Annotated in this window: 19 protein-coding genes and 1 pseudogene; 12 read left to right on the top strand and 8 right to left on the bottom strand. The window is 55.8% G+C overall.

Annotated features, from left to right (window positions below; translation table 11 throughout):
* Positions 1 to 125: 125 nt before the first annotated feature.
* The 4 genes and pseudogenes from HVA01_RS05205 to HVA01_RS05195 all read right to left on the bottom strand — a co-directional run.
* Positions 126 to 658: pseudogene (locus HVA01_RS05205) on the bottom strand (LysO family transporter); the annotation flags it as partial.
* 390 nt (positions 659 to 1048) lie between these two features.
* On the bottom strand, positions 1049 to 1309 hold the full coding sequence (locus HVA01_RS17825; protein ID WP_371860133.1) for a transposase: 261 nt from the start codon (positions 1307 to 1309) through the stop codon (positions 1049 to 1051).
* A gap of 154 nt (positions 1310 to 1463) precedes the next feature.
* Positions 1464 to 2378, bottom strand: a complete 915-nt coding sequence (locus tag HVA01_RS05200) for a response regulator (RefSeq protein WP_170243472.1) — start codon at positions 2376 to 2378, stop codon at positions 1464 to 1466.
* Positions 2365 to 6009: a hybrid sensor histidine kinase/response regulator gene (locus HVA01_RS05195; RefSeq protein WP_307725360.1), complete on the bottom strand. Its 3645-nt coding sequence runs from the start codon at positions 6007 to 6009 to the stop codon at positions 2365 to 2367. Before HVA01_RS05195 ends, HVA01_RS05200 begins: the two co-directional genes overlap by 14 nt.
* Positions 6010 to 6013: 4 nt before the next feature.
* On the opposite strand from HVA01_RS05195, the gene urtA reads away from it, so the two are divergent.
* The 9 genes from urtA (at position 6014) to HVA01_RS05150 (ending at position 14771) form a co-directional block, all read left to right on the top strand.
* The gene (gene urtA / locus HVA01_RS05190; RefSeq protein WP_218031535.1) at positions 6014 to 7273 is read left to right on the top strand and encodes an urea ABC transporter substrate-binding protein; all 1260 of its coding nucleotides are present in this window, start codon (positions 6014 to 6016) and stop codon (positions 7271 to 7273) included.
* Between the two features lie 97 nt (positions 7274 to 7370).
* Positions 7371 to 8297: an urea ABC transporter permease subunit UrtB gene (urtB, locus tag HVA01_RS05185; RefSeq protein ID WP_146873588.1), complete on the top strand. Its 927-nt coding sequence runs from the start codon at positions 7371 to 7373 to the stop codon at positions 8295 to 8297.
* 10 nt (positions 8298 to 8307) lie between these two features.
* A complete protein-coding gene (urtC, locus tag HVA01_RS05180; protein ID WP_146873586.1) occupies positions 8308 to 9459 on the top strand; it encodes an urea ABC transporter permease subunit UrtC in 1152 nt (383 codons plus the stop codon).
* A gap of 10 nt (positions 9460 to 9469) precedes the next feature.
* The gene (gene urtD, locus HVA01_RS05175; RefSeq protein ID WP_146873584.1) at positions 9470 to 10234 is read left to right on the top strand and encodes an urea ABC transporter ATP-binding protein UrtD; all 765 of its coding nucleotides are present in this window, start codon (positions 9470 to 9472) and stop codon (positions 10232 to 10234) included.
* Positions 10235 to 10247: 13 nt separating this feature from the next.
* Positions 10248 to 10937 (top strand): urea ABC transporter ATP-binding subunit UrtE, encoded by a 690-nt coding sequence (gene urtE / locus HVA01_RS05170; RefSeq protein WP_146873582.1) that lies wholly within the window; start codon positions 10248 to 10250, stop codon positions 10935 to 10937.
* A gap of 26 nt (positions 10938 to 10963) precedes the next feature.
* Positions 10964 to 12010 carry an aliphatic amidase gene (locus tag HVA01_RS05165; RefSeq protein ID WP_146873580.1) on the top strand — a complete coding sequence of 349 codons (1047 nt, stop codon included), beginning with the start codon at positions 10964 to 10966 and terminating at the stop codon, positions 12008 to 12010.
* A 15-nt stretch (positions 12011 to 12025) separates the two neighbouring features.
* Positions 12026 to 13069 carry an AAA family ATPase gene (locus tag HVA01_RS05160; RefSeq protein ID WP_146873578.1) on the top strand — a complete coding sequence of 348 codons (1044 nt, stop codon included), beginning with the start codon at positions 12026 to 12028 and terminating at the stop codon, positions 13067 to 13069.
* Between the two features lie 104 nt (positions 13070 to 13173).
* On the top strand, positions 13174 to 14406 hold the full coding sequence (gene fmdA / locus HVA01_RS05155) for a formamidase (protein WP_146873576.1): 1233 nt from the start codon (positions 13174 to 13176) through the stop codon (positions 14404 to 14406).
* 5 nt (positions 14407 to 14411) lie between these two features.
* Positions 14412 to 14771, top strand: a complete 360-nt coding sequence (locus HVA01_RS05150; protein WP_146873574.1) for an FmdB family zinc ribbon protein — start codon at positions 14412 to 14414, stop codon at positions 14769 to 14771.
* Between the two features lie 334 nt (positions 14772 to 15105).
* On the opposite strand, the gene HVA01_RS05145 is transcribed toward HVA01_RS05150, so the two are convergent.
* From HVA01_RS05145 to HVA01_RS05130, 4 genes are read right to left on the bottom strand one after another with little or no spacing between them, the layout of a single operon-like run.
* Positions 15106 to 16038 carry a LysO family transporter gene (locus HVA01_RS05145; RefSeq protein ID WP_146873573.1) on the bottom strand — a complete coding sequence of 311 codons (933 nt, stop codon included), beginning with the start codon at positions 16036 to 16038 and terminating at the stop codon, positions 15106 to 15108.
* The gene (locus HVA01_RS05140; RefSeq protein ID WP_307725359.1) at positions 16039 to 16812 is read right to left on the bottom strand and encodes a hypothetical protein; all 774 of its coding nucleotides are present in this window, start codon (positions 16810 to 16812) and stop codon (positions 16039 to 16041) included.
* Positions 16809 to 17375, bottom strand: coding sequence for an isochorismatase family protein (locus tag HVA01_RS05135; RefSeq protein ID WP_146873571.1), 567 nt, complete (start codon positions 17373 to 17375; stop codon positions 16809 to 16811). Before HVA01_RS05135 ends, HVA01_RS05140 begins: the two co-directional genes overlap by 4 nt.
* A gap of 43 nt (positions 17376 to 17418) precedes the next feature.
* Positions 17419 to 18354, bottom strand: a complete 936-nt coding sequence (locus HVA01_RS05130) for a 2-hydroxyacid dehydrogenase (protein ID WP_146873697.1) — start codon at positions 18352 to 18354, stop codon at positions 17419 to 17421.
* Positions 18355 to 18766: 412 nt separating this feature from the next.
* Here HVA01_RS05130 and doeA point away from each other — a divergent pair, with 412 nt between their 5' ends.
* The 3 genes from doeA to HVA01_RS05115 are packed head-to-tail and all read left to right on the top strand — an operon-like array spanning position 18767 to position 21507.
* On the top strand, positions 18767 to 19966 hold the full coding sequence (doeA, locus tag HVA01_RS05125; RefSeq protein ID WP_146873569.1) for an ectoine hydrolase DoeA: 1200 nt from the start codon (positions 18767 to 18769) through the stop codon (positions 19964 to 19966).
* Between the two features lie 24 nt (positions 19967 to 19990).
* On the top strand, positions 19991 to 21022 hold the full coding sequence (doeB, locus tag HVA01_RS05120; protein WP_146873567.1) for a N(2)-acetyl-L-2,4-diaminobutanoate deacetylase DoeB: 1032 nt from the start codon (positions 19991 to 19993) through the stop codon (positions 21020 to 21022).
* An 8-nt stretch (positions 21023 to 21030) separates the two neighbouring features.
* The gene (locus HVA01_RS05115) at positions 21031 to 21507 is read left to right on the top strand and encodes an Lrp/AsnC family transcriptional regulator (RefSeq protein ID WP_146873565.1); all 477 of its coding nucleotides are present in this window, start codon (positions 21031 to 21033) and stop codon (positions 21505 to 21507) included.
* The last annotated feature ends 131 nt before the right edge of the window (positions 21508 to 21638 follow it).

Below are 21638 nucleotides of genomic sequence, written 5' to 3'. Positions count from 1 at the left end.
TTTCCACCTGAATAGAGCAACGCTTAAGAAGTCCGCATATGCCATGCCATGAATGGCGCTAAAATCACGAACAACTGCATGTTACAAGCGTGGCACATATTCGTTGAAATTCGACTGCCTAGCCCCTAACCCGACAGCGAAAGAAAAAACAGGATCAGCGGCGGGGAAATCAGCGAAAGAATAAACCCGCTGACCACGGCGATGGGGACGCAGGCCACGCCGCCGTGCTGCTGGATGACGGGCAGGGTGAAATCCATGGAGGTGGCGCCGCCGTAGCCAATCGCAAGCGCCGTGTGGCGATGAATCACCAGCGGAATCAGGATAAACGCCAGCAGCTCGCGGGTCAGGTCGTTAAAAAACGCCACGCCGCCCATTAGCGGGCCAAGCTGGTCGCCAATGAGAATCGCCGAGAGCGAGTACCAGCCAAAGCCTGACGCCATGGCCAAGCCTTGGTTCCAGCTTAGCGAAAGCAGTGGGGCAGCGACCAAGCCCGCCAGCAGCGAACTTATTGCCAGCGTCACTGCAATCGCCAGCCCCATGCGGTTGAGTAGAATTTGCCTGAGCGGCATACCGGAATTACGCAGCTGGCAGCCAATCAATGCCAGCAGTAAATAGAGTACCCATTCGTTAACAGATCAGCCGTTGAAAATAGTCCTTGTCAGGCGAGTGGGCCGATCAGTGGCGGCTGATCTTGTCGGATTGCGCCTATACGATTTTTTAGTGATGACGCACTTACCTGAAGAAGATGCCCGTCGACCTTGTGATCGAAGCAACCTAAGGCTAAATCTCATCAAGGAGTATGCAGTCATCATTCGCAATACGCCCTGAATTCGGGAGTTAATGAATGACAGCTAATTCTATAAAAAGGCGTTATCTGATCTCGCTAGGCGGCGGTTGGTGCCGAGTTGAATGTTCGTGCGCACAAGCCCGAAGCAATGGGGAAAAGAGAGTAGTGTATCTGGATAATAGAAATGGGTTAAACAGGCAATCAAGCTGTGCCAATAGGGTTTTAGTGCATTACGGCCTAGGTGTGGTGCTTTCTGAGGAACTATGAGAAATCCGGGTTATAATATTCCCTCCATCTTTGACCGGCGGTTTCTTCTCGAAGTCTGCGTATCCCGGTCTGCTCCGATATTAGTTTTTGGTTACCGCCGAATACCTGTCCACCATCTTTTGCATGCTTTTTGATCCACCGGCCTATCATGTTGGTATTAATGCCTAAACTGCGTGCCGCATCTGCTGGCTGATCACGCCTAGCTTGAATCCCTCTGGATATTGCTTTTTTATGCTCATTTAGAGAAAACTCCACTTGAGGGTATTATCCTTAATTTAACTAAGTTGAAAATCACCGGGGTGATCACATCCATAAAGCTGCTTCACTTGGAACTGGGCAGCTAAGCTATTATTGGAAGCGCTGATGACTGCGCTGAAGGCTTATTAGTCATCGTCGCGGAAATGGGGGGTCAGCCACGCGCCAGGCATTTGATAGCCAACGCCGCTGCAGAGGTTCGATTTTCTACCCCGAGTTTTCGGAAGACCTGTTCCAGATGTTTGTTCACAGTGCGTGGGCTCATGTCCAGAATCTGGCCAATTTCCCGATTGGTCTTGCCATTGCCGATCCACAGTAAGACATCGGATTCCCGGCCAGTTAGGCCAAATTTTTCCCGCAAAGCGGCGGTGGCGATGCTGGGGTGTTGAACTTCGTGCAGTCGAAGTAGGTATTCCCTGCTGTTCACCAGGGACAGAAATTCCACTGAATGGGGCTCGGGAAGAAAGTCCAGAGTTAGGCTGTGGCCGTTCTCCGGGTTATGGGACAGCCATTCTTTCAGGCGCTGGCTTAATTGATGCTGATGGTCGGTGTCCCTAAAGGTTAGGCGATGATGAACCTGGGGCGTTGCCCATAAAATATCCCCGCTCTGTTCCACGGCAAACAGGTTTTGCCCCGCTGTGTCCAGAGCCTGTCGTGCGCTGCGGGCCATGCGGGCGTTGGCCAAGTGAACCTGCATCCGCGCTAGCAATTCAGTGGTATTAATGGGCTTGGTGACGTAATCCACGCCACCGGAATTTAACCCCATCACTACGTGCTCCGTGTCACTCAGGCCGGTCATGAAAATGATGGGTGTATCGATAAAATCTGGGTTCTGTTTCAGTTGCTGACAGGTTTCGAAGCCGTCCATATTAGGCATGATGGCATCCATCAGTACGATGTCTGGGGTGATGTTCTGGCTGATGGTCAGCGCCTGGTTGCCTTCCAATGCCACCAGAACCGTCATGCCAGCGTTTTCCAGAGCATCACTGATCATGCGGATGGAGTCTATGGCATCATCAACCACCATGACCACAGTTTTTCTGGTGTCGCGAAGGTTAGGTGCGCTCATAGTCGGTCACCTTAAGTATGTCGATAATTTTCTCGAACTGGAAATCGTTTGTTAGTCGGACAACGTCTTTAATGAAAACGGGATCTGCCGCGCCCTGATGCTCTAGGCCGTGCAGGGCTTCCAGCAAGCCTTTGCGATGTCCGATTTTGGCCAGGTCCACTAGGTTGGTCCGGTGCTGGCTGGATGGTAGCACCATGGTGTCCGCATCTGGGGCGGGCAGGATTGCCATCGGTTCTGGACTTTTATCGAATCGCCAAGCTAGGCCTAGCAGATGAGCAATCTGGTCCAGAAGCTGGTTCTGGCGCACGGGCTTGATCACGTAACCGTTATGCAGCATGGGGTCGGGGCGATTACGGCCCTCGCTGGCGTCGGCGGAAACCATCAACACGGGAAGCTGATGACTTTTTTCCCGCAGGTGGTCGAGAATTTCCCAGCCGCTGTACCCGGGCATGGTGACGTCAAGAAGCAACAAATCTGGCAGCTCTTTCTCTATCGCGTCTGCAACGGCCATGGAGTTGCCAATATCAATGATCTCGAAGTCAAGTGGCGCCAGCATAGCGCGGATGATCTGTCGGTGGGAGGTTTCATCATCCACCACCATGATTTTACGGCGTGGACCTTCATAACCGTAGATCCGGCGGGCCGATGGGCTCATTGATTCCGGCCTTGGAGTGTGCAGGCTGGACAGCATCAGGCTGGCCTTGAATATGCTGCCTTTTCCAAGAGTGCTGCTTACCGAAAGATCCCCGCCCATAATGTCGGTTAGCAAGTGAGTGATAGTCAGGCCCAGACCGGTGCCCGCCTGACTTTGTCCCGGTGTGCGAATGCGCTCGAAGGGGCTGAAGATGCGTTCGATGTTCTCTTCGGCGATTCCCTCTCCGGTATCTTCAACGGTGAATTCGGCAACTTGGCTGCGGTACTTCAGGGTAAGTGAAACATGACCTTGTTCAGTGTATTTAATGGCATTGGATAGCAGGTTGATCAGTATCTGGCGCAGCCTATTCTCATCGGTGGTGACCATTTCCGGAAGCTTACCGATGCAATGGTATTCAAACACCAGGCCTTTTTCCTCAGCCTGCAAGCGGAACATGTGCACCAGTTGTTCCATCAACAGGTCAACGCGAACTGCATCCCGGTGAAGGTCCAGTCGACCTGCCTCGATTTTGGAAATATCCAGCAGGCCTTCGATGAGGTCTGCCAGATATTCGCCACTGTGGCGGATAACGCCCAGTGCTTCTTTGCGGTTGTCTGGTATCGTCGCGTCATTTTCCATCAACTGGGCGTACCCGAGGATAGCGTTCAGTGGAGAGCGTAGTTCGTGGCTGATGCCTGTTAGATAGCGGCTTTTAGCGTTGTTAGCGGCTTCTGCGTGTTCTTTGGCTTTCTGCAGAGCTTGGTCAGTGCGTTCGTGGGCGACGATTTCTTCTGTCAACAGCCGGGTTTGACGCTGGGATTCTTCCTCCGCCACCAGGCGGCTTTCATGGGCCAGTACGAACAACCAGCACACTACCCCAGTAATAATGATGAGCACGAAAAAAACTTTCCAGAGCGTAATCGAAAGTACCGCGGCCTCAGCAGTGGAAGTTACCAGGGTCTGCTCATGAATCAGCCACAACAACAGACCTGATGCGCCGTTGATCAGCACTAGCAATACCAGAAAGTGGCCGAGCCGGGAGTGCAGATAGCGGAATGCGGATTCCGGGATGAACAGCCCGAAGAATTTGTGCATCTGCTCCTTATAGCCCGCCCCCGGCTTGCAAAAATCCCCGCAACGGGCGTCCAGTGAGCAGCATAGAGAGCAGATGTTGCCGGCGTAGGCGGGGCAGCCGGTGACGTCTTCGGGTTCGAATGCGTATTCGCAGATACAACAGGTGATCAACTGGTGGTCAGTGGCAATGGGCACGAAGGGCCGGGCCATGTAATAACGGCCGCCGGTCTGCCAGGCAATCACCGGTGCAATGACTAGTGCGGCGCCCAGGGTTATAAAGTGGGACAGGGCCTGGGCCACGTCGCCCAGGGCACCGCTATGGCTGACCATGCCGATAACCGAGGCCAGAAGCATCGAGCCAACGCCCACCGGGTTGATGTCGTATAGGTGCGCGCGTTTGAATTCGATGTGTTTCGGGCTGAAACCCAGGGGCTTGTTGATCACCAGGTCAGCCACCAGGGCCCCCACCCAGGCCACGGCGACAATGCCGTAGAAACTGAGGGTTTCCTCCAGGGCGCGGTAGACCCCTAATTCCATGACCAGCAAGGCAATGGCCACGTTGAACACCAGCCAGACTACCCGGCCGGGGTGGCTGTGGGTCAGGCGTGAGAAAAAGTTCGACCAGGCGATGGACCCGGCATAGGCATTGGTGACGTTGATTTTTACCTGGCACAGGATCACGAAGATACCGGCGATGGCCAGTGCCGCCTCCTGCGAGGAGGTTACGTATCCGAAGGCCACTATGTACATGCGGGTGGGGTCGGAGGCATCCATCGTGGAAATACCCTGATTCAGTGCCAGCACTGCCAGAAAGGACCCGGCCAGAATTTTGACCGTGCCGATCACGATCCAGCCCGGACCACCGGACATCACTGCCGCCCACCAGCGCAGCTTCTTGCCTTTTTCAGGCTCTGGCACGAACCTCAGAAAGTCCACCTGTTCACCGATTTGCGCCATCAGCGAAAACACCACAGCGGAGGCTGCCCCAAAAAGCAGCAGATTGAACTCCCCTCCCTGATTCGGGGCTATTCCGTCGAACTGTGTCCAGTCCGAAATCGCGCTGGCGTCCTGATAGAGAATGAACACGAACGGGAGTATTTGCAGGCTGATCCAGGCCGGTTGGGTCCACAGCTGGAATTTGCTGATCCCGGTAATGCCATGGGTGACCAGCGGAATGATCAACACCGAACAGATTAGATAACCCACCACCAGAGGTATGCCGAACAGCAGTTCCAATGCCATGGCCATGATGGCTGCTTCGATGGCAAAGAAAATAAAAGTAAAGGATGCGTAGATCAACGAGGTGATAGTAGAGCCGATGTAGCCAAAGCCTGCGCCACGGGTTAACAGATCAATATCAACACCATAGCGGGCGGCGTAGTAGCTGATGGGGATTGCAGTAAAGAAGATGATTAGCGCTACGACACAGATAGCGGCAACGGCGTTTTCAAAGCCGTAGTGGATGGTTATGGTCCCACCGATGGCTTCCAGCGCCAGAAAGGAAATTGCCCCCAGGGCAGTATTGGTGACTCGGCCAGCGGACCAACGCCGTGCGCTCTTGGCGGTGAAGCGCAGAGCGTAATCTTCCATGGTCTGGTTGGCAACCCACTGATTGTAGTTCCGCCGCACGCGAAAAATGCTTTGCCGGGCACTCATAGGTGGCCTTTTGGTGAAGGGTTTACCCGCTTTGAAGTTCAAAAGCCGTTTCATTGGGCGACCGCAATAGGGCACAAAGTCTTCGCAGGTACGCGTGTACTTTATCGCGACAAGTGCCAGCGGGCTATGCGTCAAATGACGTAAGCCGCTGGTGCGTTTGCCGAATGGGCGGATCCAGGGCTCGGGAACAGAATGATCTCGATAGCGTTCACCCGGCATTCTCCGGTAATGCATCTGGCAGAACAATTCTGAGCGAGGACTAATCATGACAATGCACAAGCAATTGACGACTGGAGGCGCCACCGAACGGTGGGGGCTAGGAAAGCTCAAGTTGCTGGCGGCTTCAATGGTACTGGCGGCTTCCGCCAATGCTGCGACGCCGCCAACTTCAGAAGTGAATACCACTGGTCTGGCGGTGACCGATGATACGGTTAACGTGGGTATTCTCCACTCGGTGACCGGCACTATGGCCCTAAGTGAAGAAGGTTCGGTGCAGGCGGAAATTCTGGCCATTGAGCAGATAAACGAAATGGGCGGCGTACTGGGCCGCCAGATTGAATACATCCAGGAAGATGGCGCTAGTGACTGGCCGACGTTTGCTGATCGGTCAAGTAAGCTCCTGCGCCGCGACAACGTGGCCGCGGTTTTCGGCTGCTGGACGTCTGCGTCCCGCAAGGCAGTACTGCCGATTTTCGAGCAGTATAACGGCATGCTGTACTACCCCACCTTTTACGAGGGCCTTGAAGAGTCGCCGAATGTGATTTACACCGGTCAGGAAGCCACTCAACAGATTCTTGCCGGCCTGAACTGGATCGCTGAAGAGAAGGACGCAGAGACATTTTACCTGCTGGGTTCTGATTACATCTGGCCGCGGACTTCCAATAAGATCGCCCGCAAGCACATTGAAGATGTGCTGGGCCTGGAAGTTGTGGGTGAGGACTATTTTCCGCTGGGCCATACCCAGTTCAACTCTTCTATTAACCGTATCCGTCTGAAGAAGCCGGATGTTGTTTTTGCTTCGGTTGTGGGTGGCTCTAACGTGGCTTTTTACAAACAACTGGAGTCAGCCGGTATTGATCTTGTCGACGGCGACATGTCTCTGCTGACTATTTCAGTCACCGAGGATGAAATCCTGGGTATCGGCGGCCGCAATATCGAGGGCGCTTACGCCGCGATGAAGTACTTCCAGAGCCTGGACAATCCCAACAACGAATCCTTCGTGAAAGCGTTCAAAGAGCGCTGGGGCGAAGACTCGGTGATCGGTGATGTTACCCAGGCAGCTTACCTCGGCCCCTGGTTGTGGAAGGCAGCGGTAGAGAAAGCCGGTTCTTTCGACGTCGACAAGGTCCGTGAAGCCTCCCCCGGTATCGAACTGGAAACCGCACCTGAAGGTTATGTGCGCATCCACGAGAACCACCACCTGTGGTCCAAGACCCGCGTGGGCGAAGCCCAGCGTGATGGCCAGTACAAGGTTGTGTTCGAGACCCAGGAGCTGATGGAACCAGATCCTTTCCCGGAAGGTTACCAGTAAACACGCACCGCCCGCGCTACCGTTAGACAGTGGCGCGGGTTTTGCCCGCGTGTATTAGCGCACGGTTTCTATCGCCTGAACGCCCGGAGGTAACACCATGTTTTCTGACTATTCCGCCACGGAATTGGGCTCGATCTTTGCGATGCAGGGGTTCGCTGGTCTGATTCTCTTCGCAGTTTTTCTTCTGATGGCGCTCGGTCTGGCGATTATTTTCGGTCAGATGGGAGTTATCAATATGGCCCATGGGGAGTTCATGATCCTCGGCGCTTACATAACCTATCTGACGTCGAACGTTTTTGCGGACTACTTTCCAGCCCTTTTTGGAGGCTACTTTTTTGTCGCGATGGTGCTCGCATTTCTGGCGGCTGCCGCCCTCGGGGCGCTGGTGGAGTGGACTGTGATTCGCCGTCTGTACCACCGCCCGCTAGATACGTTGCTAGCCACCTGGGGCCTTAGTCTGCTAATGCAGCAGAGTTACCGTTCCATCTTTGGCGCTCGCGAGGTGGGTGTTGAAGTTCCGGACTGGATGGCAGGTTCCTTCCAGGTTACGGATTTTGTCGAGCTACCCGTTAACGGTTTGTTTGTTATGTGTATTGCAGTAGCCGTAACCCTTGCCGTGTATCTGTTGATGTTCCGCTCCAGCTGGGGCAGCCGGGTGCGGGCTGTGGTTCAGAACCGGCCCATGGCCGGAGCTGTGGGTATCAACACCGCCAAAATGGACCGGATGACCTTTGCACTTGGCTGCGGTATTGCCGGTATTGCCGGTAGCGCTTTCACCATGATCGGTTCTACCGGCCCCTCGGCCGGGCAGGACTACATTGTCGATACCTTTCTGGTGGTGGTTTTCGGAGGTGCAGCTAGCATTCTGGGCACAGTCGCTTCGGCGTTCAGCATCTCTCAGGCTCAGTCCACCATGGAATTTTTCCTCGGCGGCTCGATGGCCAAGGTTCTGACGTTGCTGACCGTGGTGATCATTCTGATGTTCCGGCCCCAGGGGCTGTTCACCCTGAAAGTGCGCAAATAGGAGGCACGGCATGAGTAATTTCAGTTTAAGCAATCTGATGACGCGCCAGGACGTGCTGGGCTTTGTCGTGCTCGCCTTGATTTTATTAGTGGTGTTGCCGCTATCGCTGGATGTGATGCGGCTGAACCAGGTGGGTAAATATCTGAGTTTCGCTTTCGTAACGGTGGGCCTGGTGCTGTGTTGGGGCTATGGCGGCATCCTGAGCCTCGGTCAGGGTGTGTTCTACGGCCTTGGCGGCTATGCCCTGGCAATGTTCCTGAAGCTTGAAGCATCTTCACCTGAGAACACCAGTATCCAGAGCACGCCGGGTATTCCGGACTTTATGGACTGGAACCAGATCACTGAGCTGCCTTGGCTCTGGGAACCCTTCCACAGCTTCGGCTTCAGCCTTTTAGCTATCCTGCTGGTGCCTACAGTGTTGGCCTATCTTATCGGCTTTGCCATGTTCAAGCGGCGGGTCAGCGGGGTCTATTTTGCCATCATAACCCAGGCCATTTCGTCCATTCTGACCATCCTGATCATCGGTCAGCAGGGATACACCGGCGGTGTGAATGGCATTACCGACCTGCAAACCCTGATGGGATGGAGTATCCGCACCGACTACGCCAGCTACGTGTTCTATTTCGTGGGTGTGGCGCTGCTATTCGTGTGCCTGTTCATTGCCCAGTTCATCACCAAGAGCAAGCTGGGGCGGATTCTGGTGGCCATGCGCGGCCAGGAAGACCGGGTGCGTTTCTCGGGTTATGACGTGGCCAACTTCAAGATATTCGTGTTCTGCGTGGGTGCGGCCTTCGCGGCTGTTGGTGGTGCCATGTTCACCCTGCAGGAAAAATTCATGTCGCCCAGTTTCGTGGGCATAGTGCCGTCCATCGAGATGGTGATCTTTTGCGCCGTGGGTGGCCGCTTGTCGATCCTGGGAGCGGTCTACGGTGCACTCCTGGTGAATGTGTTCAGAACGGTACTCGGTGAGAGCTTTCCTGAGCTGTGGCTGTTCGCGATGGGTCTGCTGTTTGTCGGGGTGGTACTGGCGTTCCCGGATGGACTGGCCGGTGTCTATCAGAAGTACGCGGCTCCAACCGTCGATCGGTTTCTGGACAAGGCTCCGTTATTCCGGCGCTGGCCCAGTTCCACATCCCATTCAGAGCCTATAAAGGCATCGTGAGGAGAACACTATGAGCGCTGCAACGGCAAGAGCCACGAACACAGATTTTGTGCTAGCCGTCGAGGGCCTGACGGTGTCCTTCGAAGGTTTCAAAGCGGTGGATGACCTGAGCTTCTACGTCGATGAAAAAGAAATCCGCGTAATCATCGGTCCCAATGGGGCGGGCAAAACCACGGTGCTGGACCTGATCTGTGGCCGTACCAAGGCCACTGAAGGCTCAGTGAAGTTCCGCAACAAAGAACTGACCACCTTGAATGAACACGAAATCGTCAGGGCGGGTGTGGGCCGTAAGTTCCAGACCCCCTCTATCTACGAAGATCTGACTGTGTTCGAGAACCTGGAGTTGTGCTACCCCCGTGGCCGCAACGTTTTCGGCGCGCTGTTCTTCAAACGTGATCAGAAGGTGATCAACAAGGTCCGTGAAACGGCTGAAATGGTCAACCTGCTGGATCAGATTGAGGATTCTGCCGATCTGCTCTCCCACGGCAAGAAGCAGTGGTTGGAAATCGGCATGCTTCTGATCCAAGATCCGGCCCTACTGATGCTGGACGAACCCGTAGCCGGTATGTCCGTTACCGAAAGGCAACAGACGGCTGAATTGCTTCGGCGGATTACCGCCGACCGTTCCGTGATCGTGATCGAACACGACATGCAGTTCGTGGCGGAGATTGCCGACCATGTGACGGTGATGCACCAGGGCAAAATTCTGGCTGAGGGCACCGCAGAAAAGGTCAAGCAGGACCCGAAAGTTATCGAAGTCTATCTGGGCCATTAACGAGGACATCATTATGTTGAGTGTGTCTGATTACCGGGTGAAGTATGGTCAGAGCGAGATCCTGTGCGGCCTTAACTTCAAAGTTCAGCCCAACGAAATCGTTGCCATTGTTGGGCGCAACGGCATGGGCAAAACCACTTTGATGAAGTCCCTGATGGGGGTGATTCCCAGCGCCAGTGGCAAGGTCGAACTTGAGGGAAAAGACCTGAGCAGCCTAAAAAGTTACCAGCGGGTGAAGAGCGGGTTTGGGTTCGTGCCCCAGGGGCGGATGATTTTTTCCACCATGACGGTGCGGGAAAACATCGAAACCGGCCTGACTACCACCAAAAATCGCAGTGTCCCGAGAGAACTTTACGACCTTTTTCCGGTGCTGCTGGAAATGCGCAACCGCCGGGGAGGAAACCTTTCTGGCGGCCAGCAGCAGCAACTGGCCATCGCTCGAGCCTTGGCCAGCGACCCCAAAATGCTGTTTCTTGACGAACCCACCGAAGGCATCCAGCCCTCCATCATCAAGGACATGGCCACCACCCTGAAACAGATTCGCGACCAACGAGGTTTATCCATCGTGGTGTCGGAACAGGTGCTGAGCTTTGCCTTGGATATCGCCGACCGGATTCTGGTGATCGAGAAGGGCGAAATAGTGCATGAGGAACGCCGAGAAGACGTGGACGAAGCTAAGGTGGCGTCTTACCTGGCGGTTTGACCGATTGAGTAATCAGGAGATTAAGAATGAGACACGGTGATATTTCCAGTAGTTACGATACCGTCGGTGTGGCGGTAGTGAACTATAAAATGCCTCGACTGCACACCAAGGCCGAGGTGTTGGACAATGCCCGCAATATTGCGGAGATGATCAAGGGTATGAAGGTGGGCCTGCCGGGCATGGACTTGGTAGTGTTCCCGGAATACAGCACCATGGGCATCATGTACGACAACGAAGAGATGATGGAAACTGCGGCCACGATCCCCGGTGACGAGACGGCGATCTTTTCCGCTGCGTGTCGTGAGGCGAATACCTGGGGCATTTTCTCGCTGACCGGTGAACGCCATGAGGATCATCCGAACAAGGCGCCTTACAACACTCTGATTCTGATCAACAGCGAGGGTGAAATCGTCCAGAAATACCGTAAGTGTGTGCCCTGGTGCCCGATTGAGGGCTGGTATCCGGGTGATACCACCTATGTGAGTGAAGGCCCCAAGGGCATGAAAATTAGTCTGATTATCTGTGATGACGGTAATTACCCGGAGATCTGGCGGGATTGTGCCATGAAGGGCGCGGAGCTGATTGTGCGCTCCCAGGGTTATATGTACCCGGCCAAGGAACAGCAGATCATGATGTCCAAGACTATGGCCTGGGCCAACAACTGCTATGTAGCGGTGTCGAACGCGTCCGGTTTTGATGGCGTGTATTCCTACTTCGGCCACTCCGCCCTTATCGGCTTCGATGGCCGCACCCTGGGTGAGTGTGGTGAGGAAGACATGGGGATTCAGTACGCCCAGCTTTCCGTCAGCCAGATCCGCGATGCCCGCAAGAACGACCAGTCCCAGAACCATCTGTTCAAGTTGCTGCACCGTGGCTATACCGGTGTGCATGCGTCCGGCGATGGCGACAAGGGCGTGGCGGACTGCCCGTTCGAGTTCTACCGCACCTGGGTAATGGATGCCCAGAAGGCCCAGGAAAACGTCGAGGCGATGACCCGTAAAACCATCGGTACCGCCGAATGCCCGGTGAGTGACCTGCCGGTCGACGGCAAGGAAAAATCCGCAGGGGCTTAAAGCCGGGAGGGGCCAGTGCCGTTTATCAACGAACGGCTGGAAGCCAATCGGGAATCCATTGAAAAGGACTGGGCCGCTGCAGGCCCGGTTCGTGTTTCCCGATTCCGCTTTGAGCCAGATGCAGTGATGTCCCGCCTGCGGGACAAGATTGTCGGTCAGGATGAAGCACTGGTCGCTATGGAAGCCATGCTGGTGCGGGTAAAAGCCGACATCGGTGAGGAAAACCGGCCGTTGGCGGTGAACCTGTTTCTGGGCCCTACCGGTGTGGGTAAAACCGAAACTGTACGGCTGATTTCCGAGGCCATTCATGGCAACCGGGACGGCCTGTGCCGTATCGATATGAATACCCTGGCCCAGGAGCACTACGCCGCCGCACTGACTGGTGCGCCGCCGGGCTATGTCGGCAGCAAGGAAGGCCATAGTCTGTTTGACCTGGACAAGGTACAGGGCTCGTTCAGCAAGCCCGGTATTTTGCTGTTTGATGAAATCGAGAAAGCCAGCAAGGAAGTGGTCCGCACCCTGCTGAATGTGCTGGATACCGGACGGTTGGTGTTTCCCTCCGGTAACCGGGAGATAGACTTCCGCAACACCCTTATTTTTATGACCAGCAACGCCGGGGCCCTGGAAGCCGAGGCGCACGACAATCAGTTTCAAAAAGGTTGGCGCCGTTGGTTGGGATTATCCCCCGGCAGTGGTGATGCCATTCGCGATGCAGCACTGCGCAAACATTTCGACCCGGAATTCCTCAATCGCATTGACCAGATTCTTACCTTCAACCGCCTCACCGACAACTGGCTGGAAGCATTGCTGGATATCGAGCTGGCGGGGCTGAATCGCCGGTTGTCCAGAAAGCACGCTGAGCTGTCGTTGTCTGCCGAATTGCGGGCGGAACTGTGCCGTGGCTACGACGGCCGTTATGGCGCGCGGGAAATGCTGCGGGCATTTCGTCAGCGCCTGGAACCCGCGGTGGCAAGAGCTTTGCTGTCGTATCCGGACTGCTACCGGTTTGAGGCGGGCTTTAGATACAAAGAGATCACCGTTCGCCAATACGTCAAATGACGTAGGTACCGGGGGCATTTCGCGAATACACGTGCGTGGCCGGATTTCGGATAGTAAATGCATCACATCAATGTGTAAGCCAACAATATCGAGGAGAGCCTGTCATGGCTGAAACGATCATTAAGATTGACCTGAACAATTCCGCTTACGACAACGACAAAATCCACAATCGCTGGCACCCGGACATTCCCATGGTGGCCACCGTCAAACCCGGCGATGATTTTGTGGTTGAGTGCTACGACTGGACCGCTGGCCAGATCAAAAACGACGACAATGCCGACGACGTACGTGACGTGGATCTTAGCCAGGTTCACTTCCTGTCTGGCCCCATCGGGGTGGAAGGCGCGGAGCCCGGCGACCTACTGGAAGTAGATATTTTGGACATTGGCGCGTTTGAAGAGAGCCAGTGGGGTTTTAACGGCTTTTTCTCTAAGAAAAACGGCGGTGGCTTTCTGACCGAACATTTCCCGGAAGCCCAGAAAAGCATCTGGGACTTTAACGGGCTGTTCACCAAATCCCGCCACATTCCCAACGTGGAATTCGCCGGCCTGATTCACCCGGGGCTGATTGGTACTATGCCGTCCAAATCTATGCTGGAAGAGTGGAACGCCCGGGAAAGAGGCTTGGTAGCCACAGACCCGGATCGGGTTCCGGAATTGGCCACATTGCCTCAGGCCGACACCGCCCATATGGGCCGTATGACACCAGATGCAGCCGCAAAAGCTGGTGCCGAAGCCGCCCGGACCGTCCCCCCACGTGAGAACGGTGGTAACTGTGACATCAAGGATCTGTCCCGGGGCTCCAAGATTTATTTCCCGGTGTATGTGGATGGTGCCGGCCTATCGGTGGGCGACCTTCACTTCAGCCAGGGTGATGGAGAGATTACCTTCTGTGGTGCCATCGAAATGGCGGGCTGGATTCATCTGCGAGTGAACTTGGTGAAAGATGGTATCAAGAAGTACGGCATCAAGAACCCGGTGTTCAAGCCCAGCCCTATCAAACCGCGTTATGACGACTATGTGATCTTTGAAGGGATCTCGGTAGATGAGCAGGGCGGTCAACACTACCTGGACGTACACGTGGCTTATCGACAGGCCTGCCTGAACGCTATCGAATACCTGAAAAAATTCGGCTACACCCCGGCACAAGCTTACGCCATTCTGGGTTGCGCGCCGGTGGAAGGCCATATCAGTGGTGTGGTGGATATCCCCAATGCTTGCGCAACCCTGTGGCTGCCAACCGATATCTTCGATTTTGATATCAACCCATCGGCCGAAGGCCCGCAGAAGAAGGTCAGCGGGGCCATGGATGTTCCACTGTCCAAAGATAAGGAGTAAGCGCCATGCCAGTGTATGACTACAAGTGCCGTGAGCACGGTCTGTTCAACACCCTGGCGACCATGAAAGATAGTGCTAAGCCTGTGGCTTGTCCCACCTGCAAGGCATTGTCGCCCCGGGTGGTTTTACTTCCACCAGAAATTACCGCCATGAATTCGACTGATCGAGCTGCGCAGAGCCGCAACGAAAGATCCCGGCACGAGCCAGTATTTTCGACGGCGGATCAGCGGGCAAACGACAAGCTTCACAACCGCGCCTGCGGCTGTGGCTCGGTCAAGCATGGAAATGGCAAGGCCATGCTGTTCTATACCGCCGATGGCAAAAAAATGTTCCCGTCCATGAGGCCCTGGATGATCAGCCACTGACGACTGATTGAGTTTGGAAAATTTACTACTATGTGTTTGCCCCCGCTTTGGGGGCTTTTTCTATCCTACCTTACCCCGAATAAAAACTGACGCGCAGCAGTATTGTGGATAATTGTGGCGCAGAGAGACTATCCGGATTCCTCATAGCAGACAGCATCGCAACCAGGCCGTAATGCCATTAAAAACCTATCCTGAGGTTACTGAACAGCTGACTGCCTATTTCGCCGGGCTGTGAGTTACTTGCAAGAGCAAAGCCTTAATATTGTTGGATTAAGGACAACGTGTCCTACACCCGAAGTGCCAGCCAGGGCATTGCAGTACGTACATAGCGCAGCTAACCCGACAGCGAAAGAAAGAACAGGATCAGCGGTGGGGAAATCAGCGAGAGAATAAACCCGCTGACCACGGCGATGGGGACGCAGGCCACGCCGCCGTGCTGTTGGATGACGGGCAGGGTGAAATCCATGGAGGTGGCGCCGCCGTAGCCAATCGCAAGCGCCGTGTGGCGATGAATCACCAGCGGAATCAGGATAAACGCCAGCAGCTCGCGGGTCAGGTCGTTAAAAAACGCCACGCCGCCCATTAGCGGGCCAAGCTGGTCGCCAATGAGAATCGCCGAGAGCGAGTACCAGCCAAAGCCTGACGCCATGGCCAAGCCTTGGTTCCAGCTTAGCGAAAGCAGTGGGGCAGCGACCAAGCCCGCCAGCAGCGAACTTATTGCCAGCGTCACTGCAATCGCCAGCCCCATGCGGTTGAGTAGAATTTGCCTGAGCGGCATACCGGAATTACGCAGCTGGCAGCCAATCAATGCCAGCAGTAAATAGAGTGCCCACTCGGCCAGTAAATCAGCGGTACTGAAAAGCGTTTCACCCAGATACTGCCCCAGCAGCAGGCCCAGAATAACGCCGATGGCGACCACAGCGACGAGCAACAGTGAGCCTTGCATGGCGGCCAGCTTGCTGGTGGGGGCGTTTTTGACCACCGGCGAGTTGCCTGCCTGCCATGTTAAACGCCGCGATAGCCACCATAGCGCTGCTAAGTTAAACGCCGTGGTAATGCTAAACAGCAGCAGGGCGTTGCCACCCAAGCGTGAAAGCTGGCTCGTCAGGTTTTCAAGCCCGGCAAGGCTTACCCCCATGAAGAGCAGAATCAGATAGACTGAGCTATTCACCGCTCGGTTGATCAGATTCTGTAGCTGCGTAGAACGGACGCGAACCAGATACCCTATTATTAAGGGCAGTAGGACAATGAGCAGACCCGATAGCATTTAAGGTGTCGCGCCCCCGTCTGGTTGGAACTGGGTTAACGTCAGCTGCGTTTCGCGGCGGCCGTCTTTTTGATACACCGCGGAAAGAATCAGCCCGGGCCAGTCGGGGTGAAAGTGTAGCGTCAGCAGGCGGTCGGGTTTCTCGGTATCGATCAGCGATACACGCAATGCCTCGAACTCACCGGCGGGCACGCTAAGGGTCGCGGGCCCATCAATAATCTGCTCATCAACATTCCTGTCATCAACATAGTACTGGAAATGTTCATCGCGGCCTTTTTGGTCGACAAAGGCAATCGCGCAGGGCGAGCGCGCTATGCAGTTTTCATGCCCCGCCCGGCGAGAGAGGTCAAACAGCGCCGATTGGCGATCTAAAGTGGGAATTTCACTTTCATTTAACTGGTAGCGATCACCTACGCCCAGTACCGAATAGCTGCTGCTGAATAGCAGCGCCCGGATGTCGTCGCCATCCAGCGAAAACCGGCTGGACTCCTGGCCGCTGGCCACGGTAATCGAAAAACGCATATCGCTGAGCCAGTGCTCGCCTTCATGAGACAGGCGATGGGTGATGGTCGTGCTTGGCCAACCGCGTACCTCAAGCCGGTATTGAGCTTCAAAGGGCTGTGGGGTGGCCAAGTCACGCGCCGCTTGCGCGTTGGCACCGGGGGCGATAAGTAGAGAGGCCATCACTATCGGCCATACCGGATATAACGCAATGGTCAAACGCCGTAGGACCAGCTTGCTGTGACCCATGGTCAATGGCGTCAGTTGGCTCATTGGCGTATCTCTGCGCCTGCGTTTTGAAACTCACGCCGGCAGTTGGCGATGGCATCGGGGTCGACGGCGGCGGACAGGTTTTCCAGCAGCAGCGTCGTAAAGCCTTCTTGGCAGGCTTCGAGCACGGTGGCATGTACGCACACGTCCAAGGCAAGCCCCATCACCACCAAACGGGTAATGCCCTTTTCGGTTAAGTAACCGGCAAGCCCGGTGCCGTCAAACGCTGAGTAGGCATCGCGATCCATGGCGGTCGCTTTGCTAAGGCGAATAACCCCTTCCGGCAGGAGTAGGTCGGGGTGATAGGCCGCGCCAGCGGTATCTTGTACGCAATGCACCGGCCAGGGCCCGCCGCGGTGATTAAAACTGGCGTGGTCAATCGGATGCCAGTCCCGCGAGGCAACCACTACCGCCCCAGCGTCGTTGGCAGCGGCAATGTGGGCGTTAATCCCGCCGACCAGGGCGCTGCCGCCCGCGACGGCAAGGGCACCGCCCTCGCAGAAATCGTTTTGCATATCGACAACGAGCAGAGCATCCGTGGCGTTATAGGTAAGGGTATCGGTCATGATGCATAGCCTCTTGTTTGGCGTCTACGGCGGTGGGCGTTATTTAGTAGCCCGCGTCCGGGTTGACGGTGGAAAGTTTTTCGCCCGCTTCAAAAGCATGCAAATAGGCGATCACTTGATCGATAGCATCGTTTAGCGGGGTGGGCGCCGCCATGTGCGGCGTGACAATCACCTTGGGGTGTTGCCATAGCGGGTTATCAGCAGGCAGCGGCTCTTCATGGAAGACATCCAGTAGCGCGCCACGTAAGTGCCCCGGCTGCTCAGTGCTGCCCAGCGCGTCCAGCAGTGCCTGTTCATCAACCAAACTGCCCCGGCCGGGGTTAATGACGCTGGCGCCCTGGGGCAGTTGGGCCAGCCGCTCGGCGTTAAGAATGTGCTGAGTGGCGGCCGTATCAGGTAGAAGAGTGATAAGGCATTGCACCTGGCCAAGCAGTTCGGGCAGCCCGTCATCGCCATGAAGGCAGTGCACGCCGCTGATCTGTTTAGGCGAGCGGCTCCAACCCAGCACTGGAAAACCCGCCTGCTGCAAGGTGCTGGCCACAAAGCTGCCAATCGCGCCCAGGCCTAATACGCCTACCGGCCACTGGGATTTTTCCACCACCTCTTGCGGCTGCCAGGTGGCGCTTGGTTGCTGTGCTAAGTAGCGATCCATGCTGCGGTAGAAGTGCAATACGCCGTAGAGAGCATAATCGGCCATCAGCTCGCCCATGCCCGCATCGCGCAATTTTACAATCGGCACATTGCTAGGCAGGCCAGGGGTTTTCAGCAGATAATCTACCCCGGCGCCTAAATTGATGATGCCTTTAAGCTGGGTCTGTTCTTGCAGTAGATGCGCAGGGGCTTTCCAGATAGCCAGGTAGTCAGCACCTTGTCGCTCATCGGCGGGCGCCTCGCTGGTAACCACTTTGGCCTGGGGCAGCGCTTCAGAAAGCGCTTGCTGCCACTGTTCAGCCTCATCAATATGCACGACAATCTTCATTTCGCCTCCGGTTCCATCGCTTGTCATATTAGCTGCTATCATGGGCGAGGAGGGCTTAGTGCTGCAAGAGACGCGGTATTGCGTGCTGGGAAAAATGCGGTGACGCAAATCATAGGCAAATAAGCGCACTAAGCGATCAAATGTTTATATAGTCGTCTGAAATGTGAAGGAAAGTAACCAGAATGACGCCGTCTGGTCCCTATTGTGCAGCTTTTGTCACAAAGCCTTTGACCGCCAACCAAGGGTCGGTGCTAGTATCGGGTTAAGACGACATTGGCAAGCCTGCTGCTAGGGCAGCAGATGCAACCCCGACGCCTGATCGGTGGTGGCCAGGTCGATCCTGTGGCCCAGCGCTATCTGCCTATCGTAGGCCGTGCGCTGGTTCTTGGTGATCTTTAATGGCGAGTTGCCGATGACTCAGGTTTCCCTACCTTTCACGCGCGAAGAGTACGCTGACCGCGTGTGGAAAGTGCGTGCTGAAATGGCCAGTCGTGGCATTGACGTACTGATCGTCAGTGACCCTTCCAACATGGCTTGGCTGACCGGTTACGATGGCTGGTCGTTTTATGTGCATCAGTGTGTGCTGGTGGGCCTTGAAGGCGAACCGGTATGGTTCGGGCGGCGCATGGATGCCAACGGCGCGTTGCTCACCTGCTGGATCAATCCCGACAACATTACTTATTACCCGGATTACTATGTACAGAATCCGGATATGCACCCCATGGAGTACCTGGCTCAGTCGATTATGCCTGATCGCGGCTGGCACTTGGGCGTGGTAGGCATGGAGATGGATAATTACTACTTCTCCGCTAAGGCGTATTTAAGCCTGTTAAGCGAGCTGCCCCACGCGCGCTTCATGGATGCCAACGGGCTGGTAAACTGGTGTCGGGCCATTAAATCGCCCCAAGAAGTCGCCTATATGCGCATTGCCGCTAAAATCGTAGAGGGCATGCACACGCGTATTTTGGAAGTGGTCGAGCCGGGCCTGCCCAAGAGCAAACTGGTATCAGAAATTTACCGCGTTGGTATCGAAGGCTTTGTGGATGAGAACGGCAAGGTGTTTGGCGGTGATTATCCCGCGATTGTACCCATGCTGCCCACTGGTAAAGACGCCGCCGCGCCGCACCTGACCTGGGACGACACGCCGTTTCGCAAAGGGGAAGGGACCTTTTTTGAGATTGCCGGGGTGTTTAAGCGCTACCACGCGCCGATGTCGCGCACTGTATTTCTGGGGACACCGCCGGTTGACTTTATTCGCGCCGAATCCGCGCTATTGGAAGGCATTGAGAACGGATTAGCAGTGGCCAAACCCGGTAACCGGACGGCAGATATCGCCATGGCGCTGGGGGCGGCGATGGATAAGTATGGCTTTGACCGCGGCGGGGCTCGCTGTGGCTATTCAATCGGGCTTTCCTATCCGCCCGACTGGGGCGAACGCACCATGAGCCTGCGCCCCTCAGACGACACTATCTTGAAGCCCGGCATGACATTTCACTTTATGCCGGGGCTGTGGGTCGAAGAATGGGGCCTGGAAATTACCGAAAGTATCTTAATTACCGACGATGGCTGCGAAACGCTGGCCAATTTTCCGCGCCAGCTGTTTGTAAAATAGCCGCCTGTACAGAAGGAAGACGCAATGACCGATCAGCCGAACCAACTGCGCCCCAGCCCCATTGCCGCCACCGTTGATTTTAATGCCGATGGCGTACAACACGGCTTTTTAAAACTGCCGATCTCCACCGATGAGTCCGCCTGGGGCGCGGTGATGATCCCCGTGACCGTGGTTAAAAACGGCGAAGGCCCCACGGCGCTGCTAACCGGCGGCAACCACGGCGATGAGTACGAAGGCATTACCTCGCTGCTGAAGCTCTCTTCAACGCTGAAGGCAGAAGACGTCACGGGCCGGGTGATCATCGTCCCGTGCATGAACACGCCAGCGGTGATGGCGGGCAAACGCACCTCGCCGCTGGATCAAGGCAATCTTAACCGCAGCTTTCCCGGCGACCCCAACGGCAGCGTCACGCCGCAAATTGCCGACTACTTCACCCGTGTGCTGGTGCCCATGAGCGATGTGGTGCTCGACCTGCACTCCGGCGGCCGCACGCTGGATATTCTGCCCTTTGGCGCCTCCCACGTGCTGGACAACAAGGCGCAGCAACAGTCTGCCCTGGACGGTGCCAAAGCCTTTGGCGCCCCCTACGCCATGGTGATGTTTGAACTGGATGCGGAAAAACTCTTCGACACCGCCTGCGAACGCCAGGGCAAAGTATTTGTGGCCACTGAGCTGGGCGGCGGCGGCACCTCGACGCCCCAGAGCATTGCCATCGCCGAGCGCGGCGTGCGTAACTTCCTGATTCATTACGGCTTAGTAGCTGGCGAAGTGGAGATGCCCGCCGGGGGGCAGATGTACCTGGATATGCCCGACGCCAGTTGCTACGTGCAGAGCCAGCACGCTGGCGTTTTAGAGCTGTTGGTGGCGCTGGGTGACGCGGTAAAAAAAGGCCAAACCATTGCCTACGTGTACGACATGACCCGCAGCGGCACCGAGCCGGTCGCCTACCAAGCGGAGCGCGACGGCATTCTGATGGCCCGGCGCGCGCCCTCGCTGATCAATATGGGCGATACCCTAGCGGTGATCGCCGATGTTGTTGAACGCCTGGAGGCCTAGCCCTCGCCGTGATGAAACTTGACCGCTACGATCTAAAAATACTCGACATCCTCTCCCGCGATGGGCGGATCACCAAGTCGAAGCTGGCCGAGGCGATCAACCTTTCGGTCAGCCCCTGCTGGGAACGGGTGAAACGGCTGGAACAAGCCGGGGTGATCGAGGGCTACAGCGCGCGTATCAATAGCGACGTACTGACGCCGCGCAACCCCGTTTGGGTGCAAATCGAGCTTAAGCAGCACAACGCCGAAAGCTTCACCCGCTTTGAAGCACTGGTCATGCAAACGCCGGAAGTCACCGAGTGCGTGGCGGTGGGCGGTGGGGTGGATTATCTGGTCAAGTTTGAAGCCCGCAGCATCGATAGCTACCAGCGCCTGATGGACAAATGGCTGGTCTCAGAGGTGGGTATCGAGCGCTACTGCACCTATATTGTGACCAAAACCGTCAAACACGTGCCCATCGGCATTGATCTTGACGATGCACCCTAGGCCCTAGAGGGCCGCCGCCGCTCAACACGCACGACACCCGCCAAAAAAAACCACTGCCAACCGCGCGCTGACAAAAAAAGTCGCGCGATAAGCTTCGGTTTTCAAAAACACTTCGTGGCTTCTCTCCGTTA

The organism is Halovibrio variabilis (genome assembly GCF_007991175.1).
Lineage (GTDB): Bacteria > Pseudomonadota > Gammaproteobacteria > Pseudomonadales > Halomonadaceae > Vreelandella > Vreelandella variabilis.
Note: the sequence above shows the minus strand (reverse complement) of the source record. Positions and strands in the feature narration are given on the sequence as shown.

What these genes read in the sequence shown, in the direction of transcription:
- HVA01_RS05200 (WP_170243472.1), bottom strand. Translation starts at nt 2,378, where the DNA reads ATGAGCGCACCTAACCTTCGCGACACCAGAAAAACTGTGGTCATGGTG.
- HVA01_RS05195 (WP_307725360.1), bottom strand. Translation starts at nt 6,009, where the DNA reads ATGATTAGTCCTCGCTCAGAATTGTTCTGCCAGATGCATTACCGGAGA.
- urtA (WP_218031535.1), top strand. Translation starts at nt 6,014, where the DNA reads ATGCACAAGCAATTGACGACTGGAGGCGCCACCGAACGGTGGGGGCTA.
- urtB (WP_146873588.1), top strand. Translation starts at nt 7,371, where the DNA reads ATGTTTTCTGACTATTCCGCCACGGAATTGGGCTCGATCTTTGCGATG.
- urtC (WP_146873586.1), top strand. Translation starts at nt 8,308, where the DNA reads ATGAGTAATTTCAGTTTAAGCAATCTGATGACGCGCCAGGACGTGCTG.
- urtD (WP_146873584.1), top strand. Translation starts at nt 9,470, where the DNA reads ATGAGCGCTGCAACGGCAAGAGCCACGAACACAGATTTTGTGCTAGCC.
- urtE (WP_146873582.1), top strand. Translation starts at nt 10,248, where the DNA reads ATGTTGAGTGTGTCTGATTACCGGGTGAAGTATGGTCAGAGCGAGATC.
- HVA01_RS05165 (WP_146873580.1), top strand. Translation starts at nt 10,964, where the DNA reads ATGAGACACGGTGATATTTCCAGTAGTTACGATACCGTCGGTGTGGCG.
- fmdA (WP_146873576.1), top strand. Translation starts at nt 13,174, where the DNA reads ATGGCTGAAACGATCATTAAGATTGACCTGAACAATTCCGCTTACGAC.
- HVA01_RS05150 (WP_146873574.1), top strand. Translation starts at nt 14,412, where the DNA reads ATGCCAGTGTATGACTACAAGTGCCGTGAGCACGGTCTGTTCAACACC.
- HVA01_RS05145 (WP_146873573.1), bottom strand. Translation starts at nt 16,038, where the DNA reads ATGCTATCGGGTCTGCTCATTGTCCTACTGCCCTTAATAATAGGGTAT.
- HVA01_RS05140 (WP_307725359.1), bottom strand. Translation starts at nt 16,812, where the DNA reads ATGAGCCAACTGACGCCATTGACCATGGGTCACAGCAAGCTGGTCCTA.
- HVA01_RS05135 (WP_146873571.1), bottom strand. Translation starts at nt 17,375, where the DNA reads ATGACCGATACCCTTACCTATAACGCCACGGATGCTCTGCTCGTTGTC.
- HVA01_RS05130 (WP_146873697.1), bottom strand. Translation starts at nt 18,354, where the DNA reads ATGAAGATTGTCGTGCATATTGATGAGGCTGAACAGTGGCAGCAAGCG.
- doeA (WP_146873569.1), top strand. Translation starts at nt 18,767, where the DNA reads ATGACTCAGGTTTCCCTACCTTTCACGCGCGAAGAGTACGCTGACCGC.
- doeB (WP_146873567.1), top strand. Translation starts at nt 19,991, where the DNA reads ATGACCGATCAGCCGAACCAACTGCGCCCCAGCCCCATTGCCGCCACC.